The 17,795-nt window shown below is 58.8% G+C and carries 20 protein-coding genes; 19 read left to right on the top strand and 1 reads right to left on the bottom strand.

All coding sequences use genetic code 11. The features are described from left to right. Positions 1–6 precede the first annotated feature (6 nt). The 15 genes from CF161_RS28545 (at position 7) to CF161_RS28475 (ending at position 11,834) form a co-directional block, all read left to right on the top strand. Positions 7–975 (top strand): major capsid protein, encoded by a 969-nt coding sequence (locus tag CF161_RS28545; RefSeq protein WP_020300113.1) that lies wholly within the window; start codon positions 7–9, stop codon positions 973–975. Between the two features lie 53 nt (positions 976–1,028). Further along, on the top strand, positions 1,029–1,340 hold the full coding sequence (locus CF161_RS28540; protein ID WP_020300112.1) for a hypothetical protein: 312 nt from the start codon (positions 1,029–1,031) through the stop codon (positions 1,338–1,340). Between the two features lie 3 nt (positions 1,341–1,343). Continuing rightward, positions 1,344–1,844 carry a DnaT-like ssDNA-binding protein gene (locus tag CF161_RS28535; RefSeq protein ID WP_020300111.1) on the top strand — a complete coding sequence of 167 codons (501 nt, stop codon included), beginning with the start codon at positions 1,344–1,346 and terminating at the stop codon, positions 1,842–1,844. A 431-nt stretch (positions 1,845–2,275) separates the two neighbouring features. Then, on the top strand, positions 2,276–2,644 hold the full coding sequence (locus CF161_RS28530) for a hypothetical protein (RefSeq protein ID WP_020300110.1): 369 nt from the start codon (positions 2,276–2,278) through the stop codon (positions 2,642–2,644). Next, positions 2,641–3,294, top strand: coding sequence for a hypothetical protein (locus CF161_RS28525; RefSeq protein ID WP_020300109.1), 654 nt, complete (start codon positions 2,641–2,643; stop codon positions 3,292–3,294). The genes CF161_RS28530 and CF161_RS28525 overlap by 4 nt, the downstream gene beginning before the upstream one ends. Then, positions 3,291–3,707 carry a phage tail terminator-like protein gene (locus tag CF161_RS28520; protein WP_020300108.1) on the top strand — a complete coding sequence of 139 codons (417 nt, stop codon included), beginning with the start codon at positions 3,291–3,293 and terminating at the stop codon, positions 3,705–3,707. The genes CF161_RS28525 and CF161_RS28520 overlap by 4 nt, the downstream gene beginning before the upstream one ends. Before the next feature lie 70 nt (positions 3,708–3,777). Continuing rightward, entirely contained in the window at positions 3,778–4,434 is a 657-nt protein-coding gene (locus tag CF161_RS28515) for a phage tail protein (protein WP_020300107.1), read from the top strand. Positions 4,435–4,437: 3 nt separating this feature from the next. Then, positions 4,438–4,818, top strand: a complete 381-nt coding sequence (locus tag CF161_RS28510) for a phage tail assembly chaperone (RefSeq protein WP_020300106.1) — start codon at positions 4,438–4,440, stop codon at positions 4,816–4,818. Between the two features lie 44 nt (positions 4,819–4,862). Next, positions 4,863–5,135, top strand: a complete 273-nt coding sequence (locus CF161_RS28505) for a DUF1799 domain-containing protein (RefSeq protein WP_020300105.1) — start codon at positions 4,863–4,865, stop codon at positions 5,133–5,135. Further along, positions 5,132–8,353: a phage tail tape measure protein gene (locus CF161_RS28500; protein WP_020300104.1), complete on the top strand. Its 3,222-nt coding sequence runs from the start codon at positions 5,132–5,134 to the stop codon at positions 8,351–8,353. Before CF161_RS28505 ends, CF161_RS28500 begins: the two co-directional genes overlap by 4 nt. A 47-nt stretch (positions 8,354–8,400) precedes the next feature. Further along, positions 8,401–8,739 (top strand): phage tail protein, encoded by a 339-nt coding sequence (locus CF161_RS28495; protein WP_020300103.1) that lies wholly within the window; start codon positions 8,401–8,403, stop codon positions 8,737–8,739. Further along, on the top strand, positions 8,736–9,971 hold the full coding sequence (locus CF161_RS28490; RefSeq protein WP_020300102.1) for a hypothetical protein: 1,236 nt from the start codon (positions 8,736–8,738) through the stop codon (positions 9,969–9,971). Before CF161_RS28495 ends, CF161_RS28490 begins: the two co-directional genes overlap by 4 nt. Then, a complete protein-coding gene (locus tag CF161_RS32955) occupies positions 9,968–10,321 on the top strand; it encodes a hypothetical protein (RefSeq protein WP_156882748.1) in 354 nt (117 codons plus the stop codon). Before CF161_RS28490 ends, CF161_RS32955 begins: the two co-directional genes overlap by 4 nt. A gap of 50 nt (positions 10,322–10,371) precedes the next feature. Continuing rightward, entirely contained in the window at positions 10,372–11,055 is a 684-nt protein-coding gene (locus tag CF161_RS28480; RefSeq protein WP_020300101.1) for a phage minor tail protein L, read from the top strand. Positions 11,056–11,057: 2 nt separating this feature from the next. Beyond that, entirely contained in the window at positions 11,058–11,834 is a 777-nt protein-coding gene (locus CF161_RS28475) for a C40 family peptidase (protein WP_020300100.1), read from the top strand. Between the two features lie 12 nt (positions 11,835–11,846). Here CF161_RS28475 and CF161_RS31840 read toward each other — a convergent pair whose 3' ends face one another. After that, entirely contained in the window at positions 11,847–12,377 is a 531-nt protein-coding gene (locus CF161_RS31840; RefSeq protein ID WP_020300099.1) for a hypothetical protein, read from the bottom strand. A gap of 121 nt (positions 12,378–12,498) precedes the next feature. On the opposite strand from CF161_RS31840, the gene CF161_RS28465 reads away from it, so the two are divergent. The 4 genes from CF161_RS28465 to CF161_RS28450 all read left to right on the top strand — a co-directional run bounded on the left by CF161_RS28465 (position 12,499) and on the right by CF161_RS28450 (position 17,565). Next, positions 12,499–12,849 (top strand): hypothetical protein, encoded by a 351-nt coding sequence (locus CF161_RS28465; protein ID WP_020300098.1) that lies wholly within the window; start codon positions 12,499–12,501, stop codon positions 12,847–12,849. A 50-nt stretch (positions 12,850–12,899) separates the two neighbouring features. Further along, positions 12,900–13,481 carry a tail assembly protein gene (locus CF161_RS28460; RefSeq protein ID WP_020300097.1) on the top strand — a complete coding sequence of 194 codons (582 nt, stop codon included), beginning with the start codon at positions 12,900–12,902 and terminating at the stop codon, positions 13,479–13,481. A 430-nt stretch (positions 13,482–13,911) separates the two neighbouring features. After that, positions 13,912–14,415: a KilA-N domain-containing protein gene (locus CF161_RS28455; RefSeq protein ID WP_020300096.1), complete on the top strand. Its 504-nt coding sequence runs from the start codon at positions 13,912–13,914 to the stop codon at positions 14,413–14,415. Between the two features lie 60 nt (positions 14,416–14,475). Continuing rightward, positions 14,476–17,565, top strand: a complete 3,090-nt coding sequence (locus tag CF161_RS28450) for a host specificity protein J (protein ID WP_020300095.1) — start codon at positions 14,476–14,478, stop codon at positions 17,563–17,565. Positions 17,566–17,795 lie beyond the last annotated feature (230 nt).

Genomic DNA, 17,795 nt, shown 5'->3' with positions numbered 1-17,795 from the left:
TAACCCATGTCCCTGTCTCAAATGCAGGTCTTCAACGAATACATCATGCCGGCGACTCTCGAGACGCTGGATCAGTATCTCGCCGCTTTCAACGCTGCCAGCCGTGGCGCAATCGTGCTCTCTCCTGATGGTTTTACTGGCGACTTCCTTCAAGAGTCGTTCTTCCAGACCCTGGCGGCTGCTCAGCGCCGGGTGGATCGCTACAGCACCAACGCCACCGTTGCTGCCACCGACCTGACCGAGCTGAAGAACACTTCGGTGAAAGTCGCCGGTGGCTTCGGCCCGATCCGCTACGAGCCGTCGCAGATGACCTGGCTGGAGCGTCCAACCGCGCAAGGTATCGAAGTCGCCAGCCGCGCGTTCGCTGAAATCCTGTTGAAGGACCAGTTGAACACCGCGATCGCCGCTCTGGTTGCAGCAATCACCGCCCAGGCCGCCGCGGTCAACGATGTGTCGGCTACCGCCGGCATCACCTACGCTGGCCTGAACAACGCTCACGCGAAGTTCGGCGACGCAAGCCAGAACCTGGTCACCCAGGTGATGCAGGGCACCAGCTACCACAAGTTGGTGGGTCAGAACCTGGCGAACCAGCAGCAGCTGTTCCAGGCGGGCAACGTCCGCGTGGTGGACATCCTCGGAAAGATCTCCGTTGTGACGGATGCCCCGGCTCTGATGCAGGCCGGCACCCCGAACAAGGAAATCATCCTGTCCTTGGTGCAAGGCGCTGCGCTGGTTCACGACGGCCGCGACATCATCAGCAACGTCCAGACCACCAACGGCAAGGAGCGTATCGAAACTACGCTTCAAACCGACTACACCTTCGGCCTGGGCATGAAGGGCTACACCTGGGACACCACCACTGGCGGCAAGTCTCCAACGGACGCCGAGCTGGCGACCGGTACCAACTGGGACAAGACCGCCACCAGTATCAAGCACACCGCTGGTGTTGCTCTGATCGGCGACGCCTCCAAGTAACCATTCAATGACTGCGCCGGGGTGTTGAGCCCTGGCCCAGCGGAGTGACAACGATGACTGATAAAAACGTCTGGTATCTCCCGGGCCCTTTCCACCGCTATGAAGATGACGTAAAGGCTCTCGCGAAGAAGGCCGGCCTGCGCATCATCGATGCGAACATGACCGAAAACCGTGACAATGAAGCCGAGAAGCCGCCCAAGGCAAAGCTCAAGGCTGAGTATCGCGAGTCGGGCAAAGCTGCGGCTGATCCTCGCGACAAGTTCGATCTCGACCAAGTGAAGGCCGCCCTGACAGAAAAGTCAGTAACCTTCGACGACAAGGCTGATCAGCCAACCCTGCTGAAACTGCTCAAAGCACAGGACTGACAAATGCTCATCATCGAGGACGGCACCGGCAAGCCTGACGCCGACAGCTACGCAAGCGCCGAGGACCTGGCCATGTATGCCGTGAAGTTCGGCACGGTCATTCCTGCGGGTGTTCCTGAGCAGGAAGCGTTGCTGCGCCGGGCGGCCTTGGCGATGGATGGCATGACCTGGAAGGGGCGCAAGACCAACAGTGAGCAAGGCCTGTCCTGGCCGCGCCGGGAGGTGCTGCTGGACCAGGAGATCAAGCCAAACAACTACCTGCCGGCGCGAATCCAGTACGGGCAGATGGCCTTGGCCGCTGAGATTCATCAGGACGATATTGATCCGGTAGAGAAACGGAAGGGGGCGGTGCTGCTAGATCGTGTTGAGGGCGCGGTGACGCGGCAATACGCGGCTATCCCCAGCACCAGCACCAGGCTGTTGCCGGCGGCGCCGGATCGGCCGAGTGCTACTCAGTTTGCTGATTACCTGCAAAAGCGAGGCTTGTTTGCGGTTCGGGCATGAAGCCCTTGGTTGTTTGACAGAGCATTTCGTTTGGTGGATCGTAGCTACTCCCCGAGCAAGTAGAGCCGCAACTGAGGTGGCTGAAAGCGAAGGGATAATCAGATAACGACAGAGGTTATTAGCATGTTGAATAGCACAAACAAATTCAAAGTCCAGAGCATCATTTTCAATAATGGTGAGTTTGCAATCGCATCGGGATTTTGGGATGGCCAGCCTAATCTAAGCGTTGCGTGTCGATGGCATGAAGATGGGGGTATGGGCTACCCGCAGACTTTCGGAAAACCTCAATGGATGTTGCTACCCGAAGTTGGAGTGGACATTCTTAACGCCTTGGATCCATCCAACTCGACGGTTACGCTGACTTTCGGCTGATCATCACTGTCTTACTAAAACCCAGCCATCGCGCTGGGTTTTTTGGCTCTGGAGCTATCATGACCTTCTACGACGAAATGGCCGTGATGGCTCTGGAGACGATCACAGAGTTCGGCCAGGCCGTTATTATCCGCGACATCAAGCCCGGTGAGTACGATCCTGATACCGACTCGGCCGGCCCTGACACCATCATCGAGCAAACCGCGCAGGGCATCCTGCTCGACTTCACCGGGCAAGAATTCCAGAACAACAGTCTCATCAAGCAGGGCGACAAGAAGCTCAAGATCGCCGCCCAGGGGCTGGAGTGGGCGCCTGATCTGCTGAACAAGGTAGTCATTCAGGGCCTGACCTGGTCCATCGTTCCGCCGCTGAAAGAGATCAACCCTGCCGGTACGCCGATTCTTTACGAGCTGCAGGTGCGGTCATGAACCGGTACGTGGGCAGGAACGGCAGCTTCGCCGAGAACATCCGCCAGTTTGCCGAGCAGGCCCAGGCGGGCATTGACGCCACCTTTCGCGAGATCGTGATCGAGATCGGCAGCAGCGTGATTCGCATGTCTCCGGTGGGTAATCCGGAGATCTGGGCGGCCAACGTGGCGCACCGCACAAACAATACACGCGCAGCCGACGACTACGACTTCAAGGTCTCGGTGCGCAACACGCTGATCAACCTGGACGAAAGCAACTTCACCAAGGCCGGCAAGCTGCGCCGCGGTGTGAAGTACGCCAAGCCCCTGACCAAGACCGAGCGCGACCAGAACTTCAACGTGAACGGCCTGGTCGCCGGCAAGGACTATATCGGCGGCCGCTTCCGGGGGAACTGGCAGTTTTCGATCGATACGCCGGCCGACGGCACGCTGGATCAGGTCGATCCTTCTGGAGGTGTGACCCTGGCCAAGCTGCGGCTGCAGGTCGGGCAGCTGACAGCAGGCCAGACAGCCTACATCGTGAACAACCTGCCTTATGCGGTTCCGCTCGAGTACGGGCATTCCAAGCAGGCCCCCGGCGGCATGGTTCGAATCACGCTCGCCAGGTTCCAGCAGATCGTCGACGAAGCCATCAGGAACAACCAGGTATGAGCCATAACGTTATCGCCACTATCTTCCAGGCCCGGGTTATTGCTTGGGCGAAAGCCAGGGTTCCGCCGTTGAAGGTGGTGGTTGAGAACGAGGCCTACATGCCAAAAGACGGAGAAACCTACCTCCGTGCCTACACGCTGCCGGCGGATACTACGAGCAACACCCTGGGCGGCGATCACCGGTTGTACACCGGCGTCTTCCAGGCCAGCGTAGTAGTGCCATCGGGCAAGTACCGCGGTCCGGCCGGCGGCCTGGCTGACGAGATCAGCGCGCTGTTTCCGCTATATGAGCGAAGCGAGAAGGGCGGCCTGATAGTGATCACCATGACGCCACCAGACCAGGGCCCGGGTATTCAGGGAGACACCACCTACACCGTGCCCGTGTCCTTCCAGTACCGCGCTGACACCAACTAATTCGCCCATTGGGCAAACCCAGAACCCGCCATTGAGCGGGTTTTGTCATTTCTGCAAAGAGGAAAAACCCATGGGATACAAAATTCCTAACGGCGGCACTTTCCAGCACGCAGCCACCTATGAGGCTGTACTGCCGTTCACTGCTATCTCCAATGCTGCTGAGGCGGTGGCCACTGTCGTCGGTGCTGATCTCGATGCCGGCGACATCGTGCTGATCACCTCCGGCTGGAGCAAGCTGGATAACAAGGTCGTGCGCGTGAAGGCCGCGACAGCGGCCGCCATCACCTTGGAAGGTATCGACACCACCGATACCCAGATCTTCCCGGCCGGCAACGGTGCGGGCACCCTGAAGAAGGTGCTGACCTGGGTACAGATCCCGCAGGTAACTGACCTGGCCTTCTCCGGCGGCGAGCAGAACTACCTGGATGTGGTGTTCCTCGAGAACGACCAGGGCAAGCAGATCCCCACCGATAAGTCGGCGGCCAGCATGGTGCTGACTATCGCTGATGACCCTGCACAGCCATTCAACGGTGTGCTGATGAAGGCCGATGCCGGGAAGCAGGTTGAAGCAGCTCGCTTGAACCTTCCAGGTAACGACACGCTGTTCTACGGGGCATACACCTCGTTCTCCAAGCAGCCGGCCGTTTCCCGCAACAACCTGCTCACTCGTACCGTGAGCTTGGCGTTGCAGTCCGAGCCCACTCGCTACCTGACTGCGGTGATCTAACCCATGGCCAAGTTCACGCTGATCCAGAGGCCGACCTTTCACGCGACCGTCATGGTTCCTCAGGTCGGTGGCGATCCGGTGCAGGTTGGGTTCGAGTTCAAGTACCTGGACCGAACCGCGCTCGCCGATCTGTATGCCGACTGGGGAGAGCGCCATAAGGCGCTTGGCTTGAAGGTCGAGGAGATGGACCTCAAGTCGTTTACCGCGGCCCAGATTGATCTGCAGGTGGATCAGGTCAAGGCGGTTGTGGCCGGCTGGGAGTTTGAGGAGGAGTTGAACGACGAGAATATCCGCATCCTCGTCAGCTCCATTGTCTCGGTACCCAGCGCTGTGTTGGCTGCATATTCCGAGGCCTTCAACCAATCCCGCCTGGGAAACTCCTAAGCGCTGCACGCGCCCTCTACGCGCAAGGTCCTTCGGCTGAAGAGTTGAAGACCTTTGGCTTCTTGGTCGGCGATCTCTCCGGACAGGACTGTGAGGTCTGGCCAGATAACTGGCCGGCCTTCACCGTCTTCGAGGCAATGAGCACCCAGTGGCGCGTGGGTGCGTGCGGCGCTACCGGTTTGGACTATGCCGTCCTTCCGAGCGTCATTCGAATGTGTGGTGTGCCCGCCAGCGAACGGCAAAGCATCTTCAGCGATATCCGGCATATGGAAGCTGAGGCCCTGCAGGTGATGGCGGAACAGAGAGACAACAAATGAGCACCAACTTCGCATCGCTTGGCATTGCAGTTGAGTCGTCGGGAGCTGTGAAAGCGGCCGAAGATCTGGGAAAGCTGGTAGTCGCTGCCGAGGGCGCGGAGAAGGCTGTAGATGATCTGGGCAAGGCTGGCGATGGATTGGCCAGCACTGGCAAGAAGATTGTTCAGGCTGAAACAGAGGCCGCTCAGGGGATCGATAAGTCCACCGGCGCGCGGGAGCGGCAGGCTGGCGCCCAGCGGAAAGCTACAGAAAGCGCCACCAGCGAAATAGCGGTGATCAGCCAGCTCGACAAGGCGATGACGGGTAGCCTCGACAGCATCCAGCAATTGATTCAAGCCGAAGGGCTGCTGGAGCGCGCACGCAAGGGTGGCCTGGTCACGATTGAGGAGCAGACCCGCTACCAGGATCAACTGGGCAAGGCCTACGACAAGATCGAAAAGGCGGAAGCTAAAGAGGCTGCACAGAAGCAACGGCTGATTGAGGCCGAGAATCGCCAGATCGAAGCGCTGAAGCGCACCGTCAACAGCATTGACCCCGTGACGGCAAAACTCGCCAAGCTTGAGGCGCAGGAAAAGGCCCTGGAAGCCGCTCACAAAGCCGGTGTGGTTGATGCCAACCGCTACAGTGCAGCGCTTGCAAAAATTGGCGGTGACCGCGCAGCCCTGGAGAAAACTGCCACTGGCTTCGACAAGCTACGACTCGGTTCTCGCCAAGCTCAGGAAAACGTTGTTCAACTGGGCAACGCCCTGTCGTCTGGAGATTGGGGGAGCGGGGTTCGTGCGGTCGCACAGCTTGGCGCAGGCGCCGGGGCCTCTGCTGCAAGCCTGTTGGCAGTATTGGGACCAATTGCTTTGGTGTCAGCCGCTGTGGCTGCGCTTGGCGTCTCTTATTACAAGGGCACCCAGGAGCAGGACGAATACAACAAGTCGCTGATTCTAACTGGTGGCGCTGCCGGAGTGAGTGCTGGTCAGCTCGGGGACATGGCCCGCCAAGTTGGCTCACTGGTTGGCACCACTGGCGCCGCCGCCGATGCGCTCGCTGCATTGGCCAGCAATGGCAAGATTGCCGGCGAGAGCTTTCAAAGCATTACTCAGGCCGCTGTGTCGATGCAGGAAGCCACTGGCAAGGCAGTGGGCGAGACGATTGCCGAGTTTGTGAAGATCGCGGATGACCCGGTGAAAGCGTCCGCGGCGCTCAACGAGCAATACCATTACCTGACCGCGTCTGTTTATTCGCAGATTGCTGCCCTGGAGGAACAAGGCGATCACGCTGGCGCGGTAAAGCTGGCCACTGAGCAATACGCCGATGCGATCAACGAGCGCACCCCGAGAATCCTCGAAAACCTGAGTTTTTGGGAGAAGGGCTACAACGCAGTCGCGCGGGCAGCGGACAACCTCAAGAATATTGGTCGTCGCGATATCGGTTCGGACATTGATCAGGCCCGTCTGGACCTTGCGCGGGCTCAAAAGGGCGATGTTGGGGCCTTCCAGAACAAGAATGAGATGATCGAGTTCTACAGCAACCGTCTCAATATGCTGGAGGACCAAAAAGCAGCCGAAGCGGATATTGCCAAGTTCGAAGGAGAGCAGGCAAAAATCCAGAAAGACGCGGTTGCGGCGATGACTAAGGTCGATGCCCTTGCCAAGTCCGCTTGGACGAACGAGCAAAAGCGTACGGAAGCGCTGAAGGAGTATCGGCAACAGTTAGACGATATCCGCAAGGCGAATCCCAGCGATAAGCGCCTTGATAAGGACGTCGTCGCAAAGAACGTCTCGAACATCAACGACAAGTTCAAAGACTCCAAAACTGCAGCTGGCTCAGTCGACCTAACTGCTTTCAACGACTCCAAGAATACGCTCACCGGTATCCTGGCCGAGTACAAGAATGCGCAGAAGGAGCTGGACGCCGCGCAGAAGGCTGGCCTGGTCTCTCAGGCCGACTACCTGCTGAAGCGCCAGGCCATGATCGGCAACGAGCGTGACGAGGTTTCGGCGGCGTATGAAGCCGAGATCGCAGCGCTTGAGGCCGCGAAAGGGAAGGCCGGCACATCGGCTGCGCAGCGTATCCAGCTGGACCAGAAGATCGCAGATGCGCGTGCGGCCATGGTCAAGGCGCAGAAGGATGCCGATACCGAGCTGAGCGTGCTGGCCAAGAACGAAGAGGGCAGACTCAAGAAGCAAGAACTGGCGGTAAAGACCTACACCAGTGCGCTGCAACAGCAGGTCGATACTCTGCGGGAGCAAGGTATTCGAGCTGCAGCTGGACTTGGCCAAGGTGACCGCCAGCGAGATCTGACAAATCAGCAGAACGGCATCGACGACAGGATCAACCAGCAGAAGCTGGATTTGGCGAACCAGTATGGCGATGGCTCTCGAGGCATGAGCCTCGACGAGTACAACGACAAGCTGAAGGCGCTCGAGGCAACCCAGCAGAAGCTCCACGACACGGTCGTCAGCAATTACGACGATATGTCGGCTGCCCAGGGCGACTGGACGAACGGAGCGTCCTCGGCCTGGCAGAACTACCTGGATTCGGCGCGAGATGTGGCCGGCCAGACCAAAAGCCTGTTCACCAACGCCTTCAGCTCGATGGAAGACGCGATCGTCAACTTCGCGTTGACCGGGAAACTTTCCTTCGCGGACTTCGCCAAATCGATCATTGCCGACATGGCGCGGATTGCGGCCCGACAGGCGGCATCCTCCGCGCTTAGCTCGCTGTTTGGTATGGCGGCGTCCGCTGCTGGTTCGTACTTCGGCGGCGCTGCCTCCGCGGGCTCTACCCAAGCCGGTTACACCTCAGGAACGGACTTCTCCAGCTACCAGGCCAATGGCGGCATGTGGTCGGGCGGCGTGCAGATGTTCGCGGATGGCGGGGCGTTCACCAACTCCATCGTCAGCAAGCCTACCGCGTTCGGTATGGCGGGCGGGCAGGCTGGAATGATGGGTGAGGCTGGGCCCGAGGCAATCATGCCTTTGACCCGAACCGCAGGCGGCGCGCTGGGCGTGCGAGCGCTGGGGGGCGGACAGAGCTCCAGCAACAACCAGGTGGTGATCCAGCAAAGCTTTGCGGTGCCTGAAGGGCAAGGCGGTGCGAGTGACGCGGACAGCCAGGCCGTGGCCCAGGCCTATGCGAAGTCGGCCAAGCAGGGCGCCCAGGAGCAGATCGCGAAGGATCTTCGCCCCGGCGGCCAGATCTGGGCCGCAATCAACGGTCGATAAATCAGCAGCCCCATTTCGGTGGGGCTTTTTTATGCCAGGAGGAAAACATGGCTACGGAAACTTTCACCTGGACACCGAACGGCGACCCGGCGGCAACCATCAACTTTCGCACGAAGTCTGCCAAGTTCGGTGATGGCTATGAGCAGAAGGCTGCGGACGGCATCAACAACCGCACGCAGTCCTGGCCCCTCACGTTCTCCGGCCAGAAGGCGCGCATCAAGGAAATCATGGCGTTCCTCGATCGGCAGGCGGGTGCAACACCGTTTTACTGGACCGATCCACTTGGTGACCAGCAGCTCTACCGCTGCGCCGAGTATCAGCCCAAGGCCATGGGCGGTGACACGTACACCCTGACTGCCACCTTCGAACAGGCATTCCACCCATGAGTATTGACCCACTGAATCTTGGCAGTGCGCCTGATGACGGCACTGGGCAAGACTTGCGCTCCGGCGGTCAGGTCATAAACGACAACTTTGCCGAACTCGATACCAGGACTGCCGCCGCCCAGGCCGCCGCCGACGCTGCCGAACGGACACTGGTTGCGGGCGAAAACATCCTGATCGACCGAACCGATCCTGATCACCCTGTTATCAGCGCATCGGGTGGTGGTGCCGGGACTGTCCAGACAGTTGCGGGCGTCACTCCGGACGGGGGTGGTGATATCCCAACTGCAGGTTTGTCCTCTGCGCTTGGCCTGGACAACAAGGTCGACAAGGTCGCGGGCAAAGGACTGTCATCGAGCGACTTCACGGCTGCCGAGAAGACCAAGCTCGCAGGCGTGGCCACGGACGCCACCAAGAACGCCACGGATGCCGCCTTGCGCGACCGCGCGACCCACACCGGGACCCAGCTTGCGGCGACCATCAGCGACCTGGCGGCAGCAGTTCGCGCTATCACCCTGGCCGGCCTGTCGCTGGAGAATGCCGCTATCACGTCGGCGGACAGCATCCTAGTGGCCCTGGGGCGTGCGCAGGGGCAGCTCAACCAGAAGCTTGGCCTGTCCGCGAAGGCCGCTGATTCTGCGCTGCTCAATGGCCAGAACGCGGCGTTTTATACCAAGGCCATGGCCGGCGCCTCGGCGTCGTTAGCGGGGACTGCTGGGCTTGTTCCGGCTCCGGTGGCCGGGGATCAGCTCAAGTTTCTTTGTGGTGATGGGACTTTTAAGGAGGTCACAGCCTCTGCTGCCTGGGGCGGGATAGGTGGCACACTTTCGGCGCAAGCAGACTTGCAGACAGCTCTGAATTCTAAACTTGATAAAACCGCAGCGATTTTTACTAAGCGATATGAAAGCCCGCAAACCACTGTTGTCTACAACTCGCCATACTATTTTACACATGGACTTACCGATTCTTTGGGAGTGGCTGCAAAACCCAAACAATATTCAGCCTATTTTGTTTTCGTAATAGCCCAGCACGGATATGTAGTTGGCGAAGAAATAAAGTTTAACGATACGACGGTTATCGCCTCGGCGAATAGCGGGGTCAGTATCAGCGTTACGGATACCCAGGTTTATGTTTCTGTAGCCCCATCTATCCAGCTTCCAGTTAAAGGGAGTCCTAGTAACGGGCAGACCCCAACTATGTCAAACGTTCGACTGATTGTGAGGGCGGAGCTGTGAGCAAAGAAGTTCGGTTCTATGTTGACTCTGCTGGGACATATTTGGGTGCGTGGAATTCGGATCCGCCAGAAGGGGCAATAGCAGTTCCCGCTCCTGATACCGATGGCGGACAGATCTGGCTGTTTCCTGGGTGGAGCGAAAGCAGTCTTGCTAAAACTCAGATCGAAGCCGCTTGGCGCGCCGCAGAAATGCCGATCGCACGCGAAAACGTAACCGCCATCGAATTTGGTGACGACTCAATCCCCGGCACCGCCGCACAGTGGAAGGCCTACTGGCTTGCACTGCGAGCTTGGACCGAAGGCGCCGAGGGCTACCCGGACGCAACCCACCGGCCAGTCCAGCCAACCTGATACGCCGCCACCCGCCATCGAGCGGGTTTATTTTTGCCTGAGGAAACACCATGCCGATCACGGCCGATATCCAGACCCTGGAGCCTGGCGCGTGGGTGGAGCTTTTTGAGCTCGACGCCACCGTTCTGGGCGCTGAGCTATACCGCTTCCACGGCTACCCCCAGCAGGCCTCGATCTTCTGGCAAGGCAACGAGTACTCGCCCTGGCCGATCAAGGCTGAGGGGTTCGAAATGACGGGGCAGGGTGCCCAGCCGACTCCAACGCTTTCTGTCGGCAACGTTGGCGGGTTTATCACGGCGCTGGTGTTGTACTTCGAGGACCTGGTCGGGTCAAAGCTGATCCGCCATCGAACCCTGGGCAAGTACCTGGACGGCCAGCCTGAGGCTGACCCTGACGAAGAGCTCCCGCCCGACATCTGGTACGTCGAGCGCAAGTCGGCCGAGAACAACGAAACCGTGCAGTTCGAACTGGCCACGGCCTTGGACTTCGCGGGTGTCCAGCTCCCGCGCCGGCAGATCGTGGCCAATGTCTGCTGGTGGTTGAGCTGTGGCGGTTACCGCGGGCCGTACTGCGGCTACAACGGGCCGCCCGTGGCTGATGAGAACGACGTCATTGTCACGGATGCAGCCAAGGACAAATGCGGCGGCCGCCTGACGAGCTGCAAGCTGCGTTTTGGCGAGAACAACCCATTGCCTTTCGGCTCATTCCCGGCCGCCGGCCTGCTTCGGAGCTGACCATGAACAAAGCAAATAGAGCAGCAATCGAACAGCATGCCCTGGCCGAATATCCCAAGGAGTGTTGCGGGCTCCTGGTGCGAGAAGGGCGCAAGGAGGTCTATGTGCCTTGCCGCAACACTGCATCCACACCGAGCGAACACTTCCGCCTGGCGCCCGGGGACTATGCAGCCGCCGAAGACCGCGGGCGGGTACTCGCTGTCGTGCATAGCCACCCTGACTACCCAGCGGCCCCAAGTGAGGCTGATCGCGTCTCTTGCGAGGCCTCAGGCCTGCCCTGGCACATCCTGGAAGTCCGAAAGGGTGACGATGGTGATCTGCGCGCCGGCGAGTTGGTCAGCTTCACGCCCGAGGGCTACGAGGCACCTTTGATGGGCCGCAAGTTTGCCCACGGCGTGCACGACTGCCTGAGCATCATCCTCGACTTCTACCGGCGCGAGATGGGCATCGATCTGGGCGATTACGAGCGCGAGGATGGCTGGTGGGACAAAGGCGGCAACCTCTACCTGGAGAATCTGCCGGCCGCCGGCTTCGAGAAGGTCTCAACCCTCGAGCATGGCGACATTGTGCTGATGCAGATCCGGTCGCCAGTGCCGAACCACGCCGGGATCTACCTGGCTAACGGCGTGCTGAAGACTGAGCCCGAGCATTTCCCAGCGCCAGGGTCGATCCTGCACCACCTCTATGGGCGGGACAGCAAGCGTGACACCTATGGCGGGTACTGGGGGGAGGTGACGGTGGGCTACTGGCGACACAGGGATGCACTCAAGAACGCTTAGTCATACTGGAGGCTAAAATGTCGGAAGCTCTTGAAAGTCGTGCAGAAATAGATGGAAAAGCTCCACAAGCTGACGATGAGTCGATTCTTCCGTCGCGCGATGGTAAGCGGTTATCAGATATTGCGGCTCACTTCCGCGGAGTGAAAATGAACGATATGCCAATACCACGTTTGCCAGAATCGGTGCGGCGTAGCCTGGGTATTTTGACTTAACCCAATCCTTCCATGCCAAATCAAAGGCGTGAACGGCGTCAATGCTCAGAGCCCGCTCATGGTCTCGAAGAGTGAACTCGATGTATGAGTCGTACGTACCATCCATGCCAGAGGCGCAGCCGAGAGACATGAACTGCCCACCTGGCTTGTTCATCTCAATAAGGAGAGGTCGCAGGCCGTTTTCGTCGGTGGCCTCATGGATGAGCGTGATCCGCTCGGGGTGCTCAATTAGATCTATGCCGCCATTATTGTTGTTCCCGTCCTCTCGAAGCTCGGGAATATATGGCCACCGCTTGAAGTGGTCTGAATCGAAGTCCTGTTTCATTGGCATGTGCTTGTCCTTGGCTGTATGAAGCAGAGGAAGGCTACTACCGCACGCCTCCCGCCAGTTACTGAGGATTCATCCAGCCTGAAAATGCTATCGTCTGCCGATCTCAAAAGGAGCTGGATCTATGCGGATTTTGATTGGCGCGATGGCGCTGGCGGTTTTGGCGGGGTGTTCGACACCTTCCGATCTGATGGCTGAGAACCCCGTGAGTACGCAGCTCACTACAAAGTCCCCTCGAGACGTGGCTTTATGTGTATATCCGGCCTGGCAAGACTACCGTTCAAACGCCGTAATGAGCGAGACAACAAGCGGCTATCGCATTGTTGCAGGCTCAGATACTGGGCAGACGGACGACGTTTTGAATATTGAACTGGGGGCCCAGGGCTCTGGCAGCATTATCAAGCACTATCAGCGTGCTTCTTGGTCACAGATTGGTCGCGGCGGGCTACTGCCGGCCCTAAATCGATGCCTTTGAATTGATCAAACAAGCCGCCTTCGGGCGGTTTTTTATTGCCTGGAGAAAATATGGCGCAATTCGCCGAAAAAATGCAAACCGTCATAGTGACCAAGCAGCTCGAAAAGATCACTGGCAAGCGTGAGCATCGAATGACCACCAGTGCCGGGTGGGGCGACATCATGGGTTACTTCAAGCAATTTGTTGGATTTGAAAAGTTCATGCTCGAGAGCAAGGACAAAGGTCTTCGTTTTGCCATCTTTAATGGAAAGGAAAACATCGGAGAGGATGACCTTGGTAAGCCGACCGGCCGAGATGTAATCCGTATCGTGCCGGTAATTACTGGGTCAAAGCGAGCAGGGCTGCTTCAAACGATTGTTGGTGCTGTGCTCATCGCCGTTTCATTTATTCCAGGGTTTCAGCCACTTTTCGGGGTTGGTTTAGCTCTGGTTGCCGGCGGCGTTATCCAAATGCTCAGCCCTCAAGCCAAGGGCCTTGGAACCCAAGACAGCCCCAACAACCGGCCCAGTTACAGCTTCAACGGCCCGGTGAACACCAGCGTCCAGGGCAACCCAGTCCCTCTGCTTTACGGTCGAATGATCGTCGGCAGCGCGGTGATCAGCGCCGGGATCTACTCCGAAGACCAGATGTAGTCCCTTGACGTCCTGGCCCAGTACCGGTACTTTTCCGCTACGTTGAAGAAGTTGTAAGCAGGGCGCCCATAAGGCGCTTTTTTTGTGTCCGCTCGAAACCCAGGCCATCCAGCTTGGGTTTTTTTGTTTGGGTGACACCCCGCAAAACCTTAAACGCTCCAGAAATACAACCCGAGTTTGGCCGAGAGTAAAAACCCTCACCCAAACCGGGACAGAAAATAGTCGGGAAACCGACACCCTGAACCGGAAATGATCATCAGGTCATCCGGGCAGTGAGAAGCCTCGGACGCGCTCTGCGCACCGGGGCTTTTTTGTGCCCAAAGATCCCGAAAGGGATACCCGTGCAGGCTAGGTTCGCTACCGAAAAGGGACGGTTTCGCTCCGCCTACGCCCCTGCCTGCACTCCTTTCCAAGGCGGAAGGAGCAATCTATGAACAACGTCATTCCGTTTCACTATCAAGGCAAAGCTGTTCGGTTCAATAGCGAAGGATGGATCAACGCGACCGATGTGGCCAAGAGATTTGGCAAGCGCCCTGTTGACTGGCTAAAGCAGGCCGAAACAAAGGAATACCTCAGTGCGCTAGCCGAGGCGCTTACATGTGACGCTGGATCACTTGTAGAAACCAGCAAGGCTCGCTCGGATCGTGGCGGCGGCACATGGTTTCATCCGAAGCTGGCGGTGGCATTTGCTCGCTGGCTCGATCTGAAGTTTGCCGTCTGGTGCGACCTGCACATTGATGCCTTGCTGCGCGGCGAACTTAACGAAAGGCAGCAATTCGATCGAGCCTGCAAGACCCTTGGCGATGCTCAGAAAGTCGCCAGTCTCAGCGGTAAAGAACTCGCGAGATTCCGCTGGAAGAAGCCTGACTTGATTCATCAAGTCGAGTATTGGCGCGATCAGCTGCAGCTCACTTTGGGTCTGGATGCCGCGTAGAACTCACAACATTCAATATGCCCGCCAATGAGCGGGCTTTTTTTCGTGTGAAGGAAAGCCATGACCACCAAGAAAATCACCGGCCGCAAGGGCGGCGAGTCGAAGCCGCGCCCGTCTGTTGAGGCGCCCGATAGCCTGCAAAGCACTGCCTACGCGCGCATCCTGGACCTGGTAAGCGAGGGGGAGATCCGCGGCCTCGCCAGTGGCATGCGCTCCGTATTCCTCGACGAGACCCCGCTGTCGAACGCTGATGGCGGGATCAACTTCAGCGGCGTAACGCTGGATGCGCGCGCAGGCAGCCAGGATCAACTGCATATCCCCGGCTTCCCTGCCGTGGAGAGCGAGATCAGCATCGGCGTCGAGCTGCGTTATGGCCAGCCCTGGGTGCGTGCGGTCACCAACCTTCAGCTTTCCGCCGTGCGTATTCGCCTTTCGGTGCCGCGTCTGGCCCAGACCAACACCAGTAATGGCGACACCAACGGCTACACAGTCCAGTACCTGATCGAGGTGGCCACGGATGGCGGTGCATATGTTCCAGTTTTGACCTCGGCCTTCAGCGGCAAGACCTCGACCAAGTACGAGCGATCGCACCGTGTTGATCTGCCGCCGGCGACGTCGGGCTGGCAGGTGCGTGTAACTCGCCAGACACAGAACTCGACCAGCAGCGCGGTCGCTGACACCACCAACATCGACGCGATCACCGAGGTCATCGACGCCAAGCTGCGCTATCCCGGCTCTGCCATTATTGGACTGCAGTTCGATGCCTCGCAGTTCCAGTCGATCCCGACGCGCTCATTTGACCTGTACGGCCGGATCATCAAGGTCCCGAGCAACTACGACGCAGAGAACCGGATCTACACCGGCGTGTGGGATGGCAGTTTCAAGACCGCGTGGACGGACAACCCCGCCTGGATTTTCTACGACCTGCTGCTGCACTTCCGCTATGGCCTGGGCCACCTGCTGAACGCCGGCCAGGTCGACAAGTGGGAGCTGTACCGGATCGGCCAGTACTGTGATCAGCCGGTCCCGGACGGGAAGGGTGGTACCGAGCCGCGATTCACATGCAACCTGTTCTTGTCGGTTCGCGCCGACGCCCTGAAGGTGCTGCAGGACCTGGCCACTACGTTTCGTGGCATGGCCTACTGGGCGGCGGGCTCTGTTATGGCCGTGGCCGACATCCCCGAAGACCCGGTCTACACCTATTCGAACGCCAACGTCATTGAAGGCAAGTTCGGCTATTTTGGGTCGGCGAAGAAGAGCCGCTACACAGTGGCCCTGGTGAGCTGGAACGACCCGACGGACTTCTACCGGCAGAAGGTCGAGTATGTCGATGATCAAGCGGGTATCACCCGGTATGGCATCCAGCAGACCGAGATCACTGCCACTGGCTGCACATCGCAGGCCCAGGCCCAGCGCGTGGGCAAATGGGCGCTGCTGACCAACCGCCTGGAGACGGAAAGCGTGGGCTTCTCCGTGGGCCTCGACGGCACCTTGGCACGCCCCGGGCAGATTATCCGCATTGCCGACAATGATCGGGCCGGCCGGCGCATCGGTGGGCGCCTGCGCTCGTCCACGATCAACACGTTGGTGCTCGACGCGGACGTGAAAGCGTACCCGGGCGACACCATCACGATCATCATGCCCAGCGGCAAAGCTGTATCCCGCGTCATCAAGTCGTCGGGCTATCCGCTGACCTGGGACAGCAGCGGCATCAAATGGGACAACGGCAGCATCACCTTTGACACCACGGGCTTTCCGGCTGAGGTCCAGCAGGTGGTGCTGGCCGAGGACTTGGACGACCTGCCGCCACAGCATTCGATGTGGGCGATTGACTCCGCCACCTTGGCCACGCAGTTGTTCCGCGTGATGTCAGTGGCAGAGGACTTCTCCGACACCGAGATCAAGTTCACCATAACCGCGGTGCGCCACAACGCCAGCAAGTTCGGCGCCATCGACAATGGCACACGCATCGAGCGGCCGCCGGTGACGGTGATCCCTCCGAGCGTCCAGCGTCCGCCGACGAACGTCACGGTCAGCAATGACCACTTCGTCGACCAGGGCAGCGCAATCAGCGTGATGACCATCGCCTGGGAGAAGCCAGAGGCTGCGATCGCGTACGAGGTCTACTGGCGCAAGAACGACGGCGACTGGATCTTTGCCGGCCGCACCGGCACCACGTCCATTGATGTGAGCGGCATCTACGCCGGTCGCTACGTGGCGAAGGTGCGGGCCATCAACTCGCTCGATATCGGCTCGGTGTTCTCCACTTCGGTTGAGACCGTGCTGAACGGCAAGACCACGCCGCCGCCGGTGCCGTCCTCGTTCACCGCGGAGTCGATCGTGTTCGGCATCAAGCTGAAGTGGGGTATTCCGGCCGGGCTCAGCACGGCCGACCTTCAACGGACTGAGATCTGGTACAGCCAGACCAATCAGGTCGGCACGGCGATAAAGTTCGGCGATTACGCCTATCCGCAGACAGACCTGACGATCATGGGGTTGGCCGCCGGCGTGCAGTTCTTCTTCTGGGCCCGCCTGGTCGACCGTATCGGCAACGAGGGCGCCTTCTTCGGGCCGGTCACCGGGCAGTCGTCGTCGGACGCTGGCCCGATCCTGGATTACCTCAACGACCAGATCACCGAGACCCAGTTAAGCCAGCACCTGTTGGAGAAGATCGACTCGGGCGGTGGTGCGTCGGTGGAGGTGGAAGCGCTGAAGACCGAACTGGCAGCGATGTACTCGATCAAGACCCAGCTCACTGTCGACAATAAGCCTTACCTGGCCGGCATCGGGATCGGCGTAGAGAACGATGAGGGGATCATCACTAGCCAGGTGCTGATCGCTGCAAGCCGGTTCGCCATCATCGATCCCAATACCACCGACGTGTTCTATCCGTTTGTGGTGCAAAACAATGCGGCTTACATCAAGTCGGCATTCATCGAGAACGGATCGATTACCAACGCCAAAATCGGCGATTACATTCAGTCGGACGACTTCATTGAAGAGCAGCGGGGCTGGAAGTTATGGAAAACCGGCAAAATTGAATTCAACGGGCCGGTGGAGGGGGGAGGCAGGCTTTCAGTTAATAACCAGTTGGTTCAGGTTTTCAATGCCGCTGGAACTCTGAAAGTTAGACTTGGTATATGGGGGTAGTTTTATGCCGGCTGGATTTCAGTCTTTTAATAACGATGGGTCTATAAAAACCGATATCACAACACGGTTTTTTAGGATACTTGGCACTATTTCGACAGGATCAACCAGTGGAAGCCGTACTGATGAAAGCCTGGCCTTGGGGGAGGCTTTTTTCTATCAGTCTTCAATTGCTGACGGCTCTGGCAACGGGATATTTGGGCCGAGCGTAACTTTGTCAGGGATAACCATTT

Source organism: Pseudomonas sp. CF161 (assembly GCF_000416215.1).
Lineage (GTDB): Bacteria > Pseudomonadota > Gammaproteobacteria > Pseudomonadales > Pseudomonadaceae > Aquipseudomonas.
The sequence above is the reverse complement of the archived record's forward strand: the minus strand, read 5'-3'. Positions and strand labels throughout refer to the sequence as shown.

Bases quoted from the DNA above. Each gene is read 5' to 3' on its own strand.
- CF161_RS28545 (WP_020300113.1), top strand. From the start codon at position 7: ATGTCCCTGTCTCAAATGCAGGTCTTCAACGAATACATCATGCCGGCG.
- CF161_RS28540 (WP_020300112.1), top strand. From the start codon at position 1,029: ATGACTGATAAAAACGTCTGGTATCTCCCGGGCCCTTTCCACCGCTAT.
- CF161_RS28535 (WP_020300111.1), top strand. From the start codon at position 1,344: ATGCTCATCATCGAGGACGGCACCGGCAAGCCTGACGCCGACAGCTAC.
- CF161_RS28530 (WP_020300110.1), top strand. From the start codon at position 2,276: ATGACCTTCTACGACGAAATGGCCGTGATGGCTCTGGAGACGATCACA.
- CF161_RS28525 (WP_020300109.1), top strand. From the start codon at position 2,641: ATGAACCGGTACGTGGGCAGGAACGGCAGCTTCGCCGAGAACATCCGC.
- CF161_RS28520 (WP_020300108.1), top strand. From the start codon at position 3,291: ATGAGCCATAACGTTATCGCCACTATCTTCCAGGCCCGGGTTATTGCT.
- CF161_RS28515 (WP_020300107.1), top strand. From the start codon at position 3,778: ATGGGATACAAAATTCCTAACGGCGGCACTTTCCAGCACGCAGCCACC.
- CF161_RS28510 (WP_020300106.1), top strand. From the start codon at position 4,438: ATGGCCAAGTTCACGCTGATCCAGAGGCCGACCTTTCACGCGACCGTC.
- CF161_RS28500 (WP_020300104.1), top strand. From the start codon at position 5,132: ATGAGCACCAACTTCGCATCGCTTGGCATTGCAGTTGAGTCGTCGGGA.
- CF161_RS28495 (WP_020300103.1), top strand. From the start codon at position 8,401: ATGGCTACGGAAACTTTCACCTGGACACCGAACGGCGACCCGGCGGCA.
- CF161_RS28490 (WP_020300102.1), top strand. From the start codon at position 8,736: ATGAGTATTGACCCACTGAATCTTGGCAGTGCGCCTGATGACGGCACT.
- CF161_RS28480 (WP_020300101.1), top strand. From the start codon at position 10,372: ATGCCGATCACGGCCGATATCCAGACCCTGGAGCCTGGCGCGTGGGTG.
- CF161_RS28475 (WP_020300100.1), top strand. From the start codon at position 11,058: ATGAACAAAGCAAATAGAGCAGCAATCGAACAGCATGCCCTGGCCGAA.
- CF161_RS31840 (WP_020300099.1), bottom strand. From the start codon at position 12,377: ATGCCAATGAAACAGGACTTCGATTCAGACCACTTCAAGCGGTGGCCA.
- CF161_RS28465 (WP_020300098.1), top strand. From the start codon at position 12,499: ATGCGGATTTTGATTGGCGCGATGGCGCTGGCGGTTTTGGCGGGGTGT.
- CF161_RS28460 (WP_020300097.1), top strand. From the start codon at position 12,900: ATGGCGCAATTCGCCGAAAAAATGCAAACCGTCATAGTGACCAAGCAG.
- CF161_RS28455 (WP_020300096.1), top strand. From the start codon at position 13,912: ATGAACAACGTCATTCCGTTTCACTATCAAGGCAAAGCTGTTCGGTTC.
- CF161_RS28450 (WP_020300095.1), top strand. From the start codon at position 14,476: ATGACCACCAAGAAAATCACCGGCCGCAAGGGCGGCGAGTCGAAGCCG.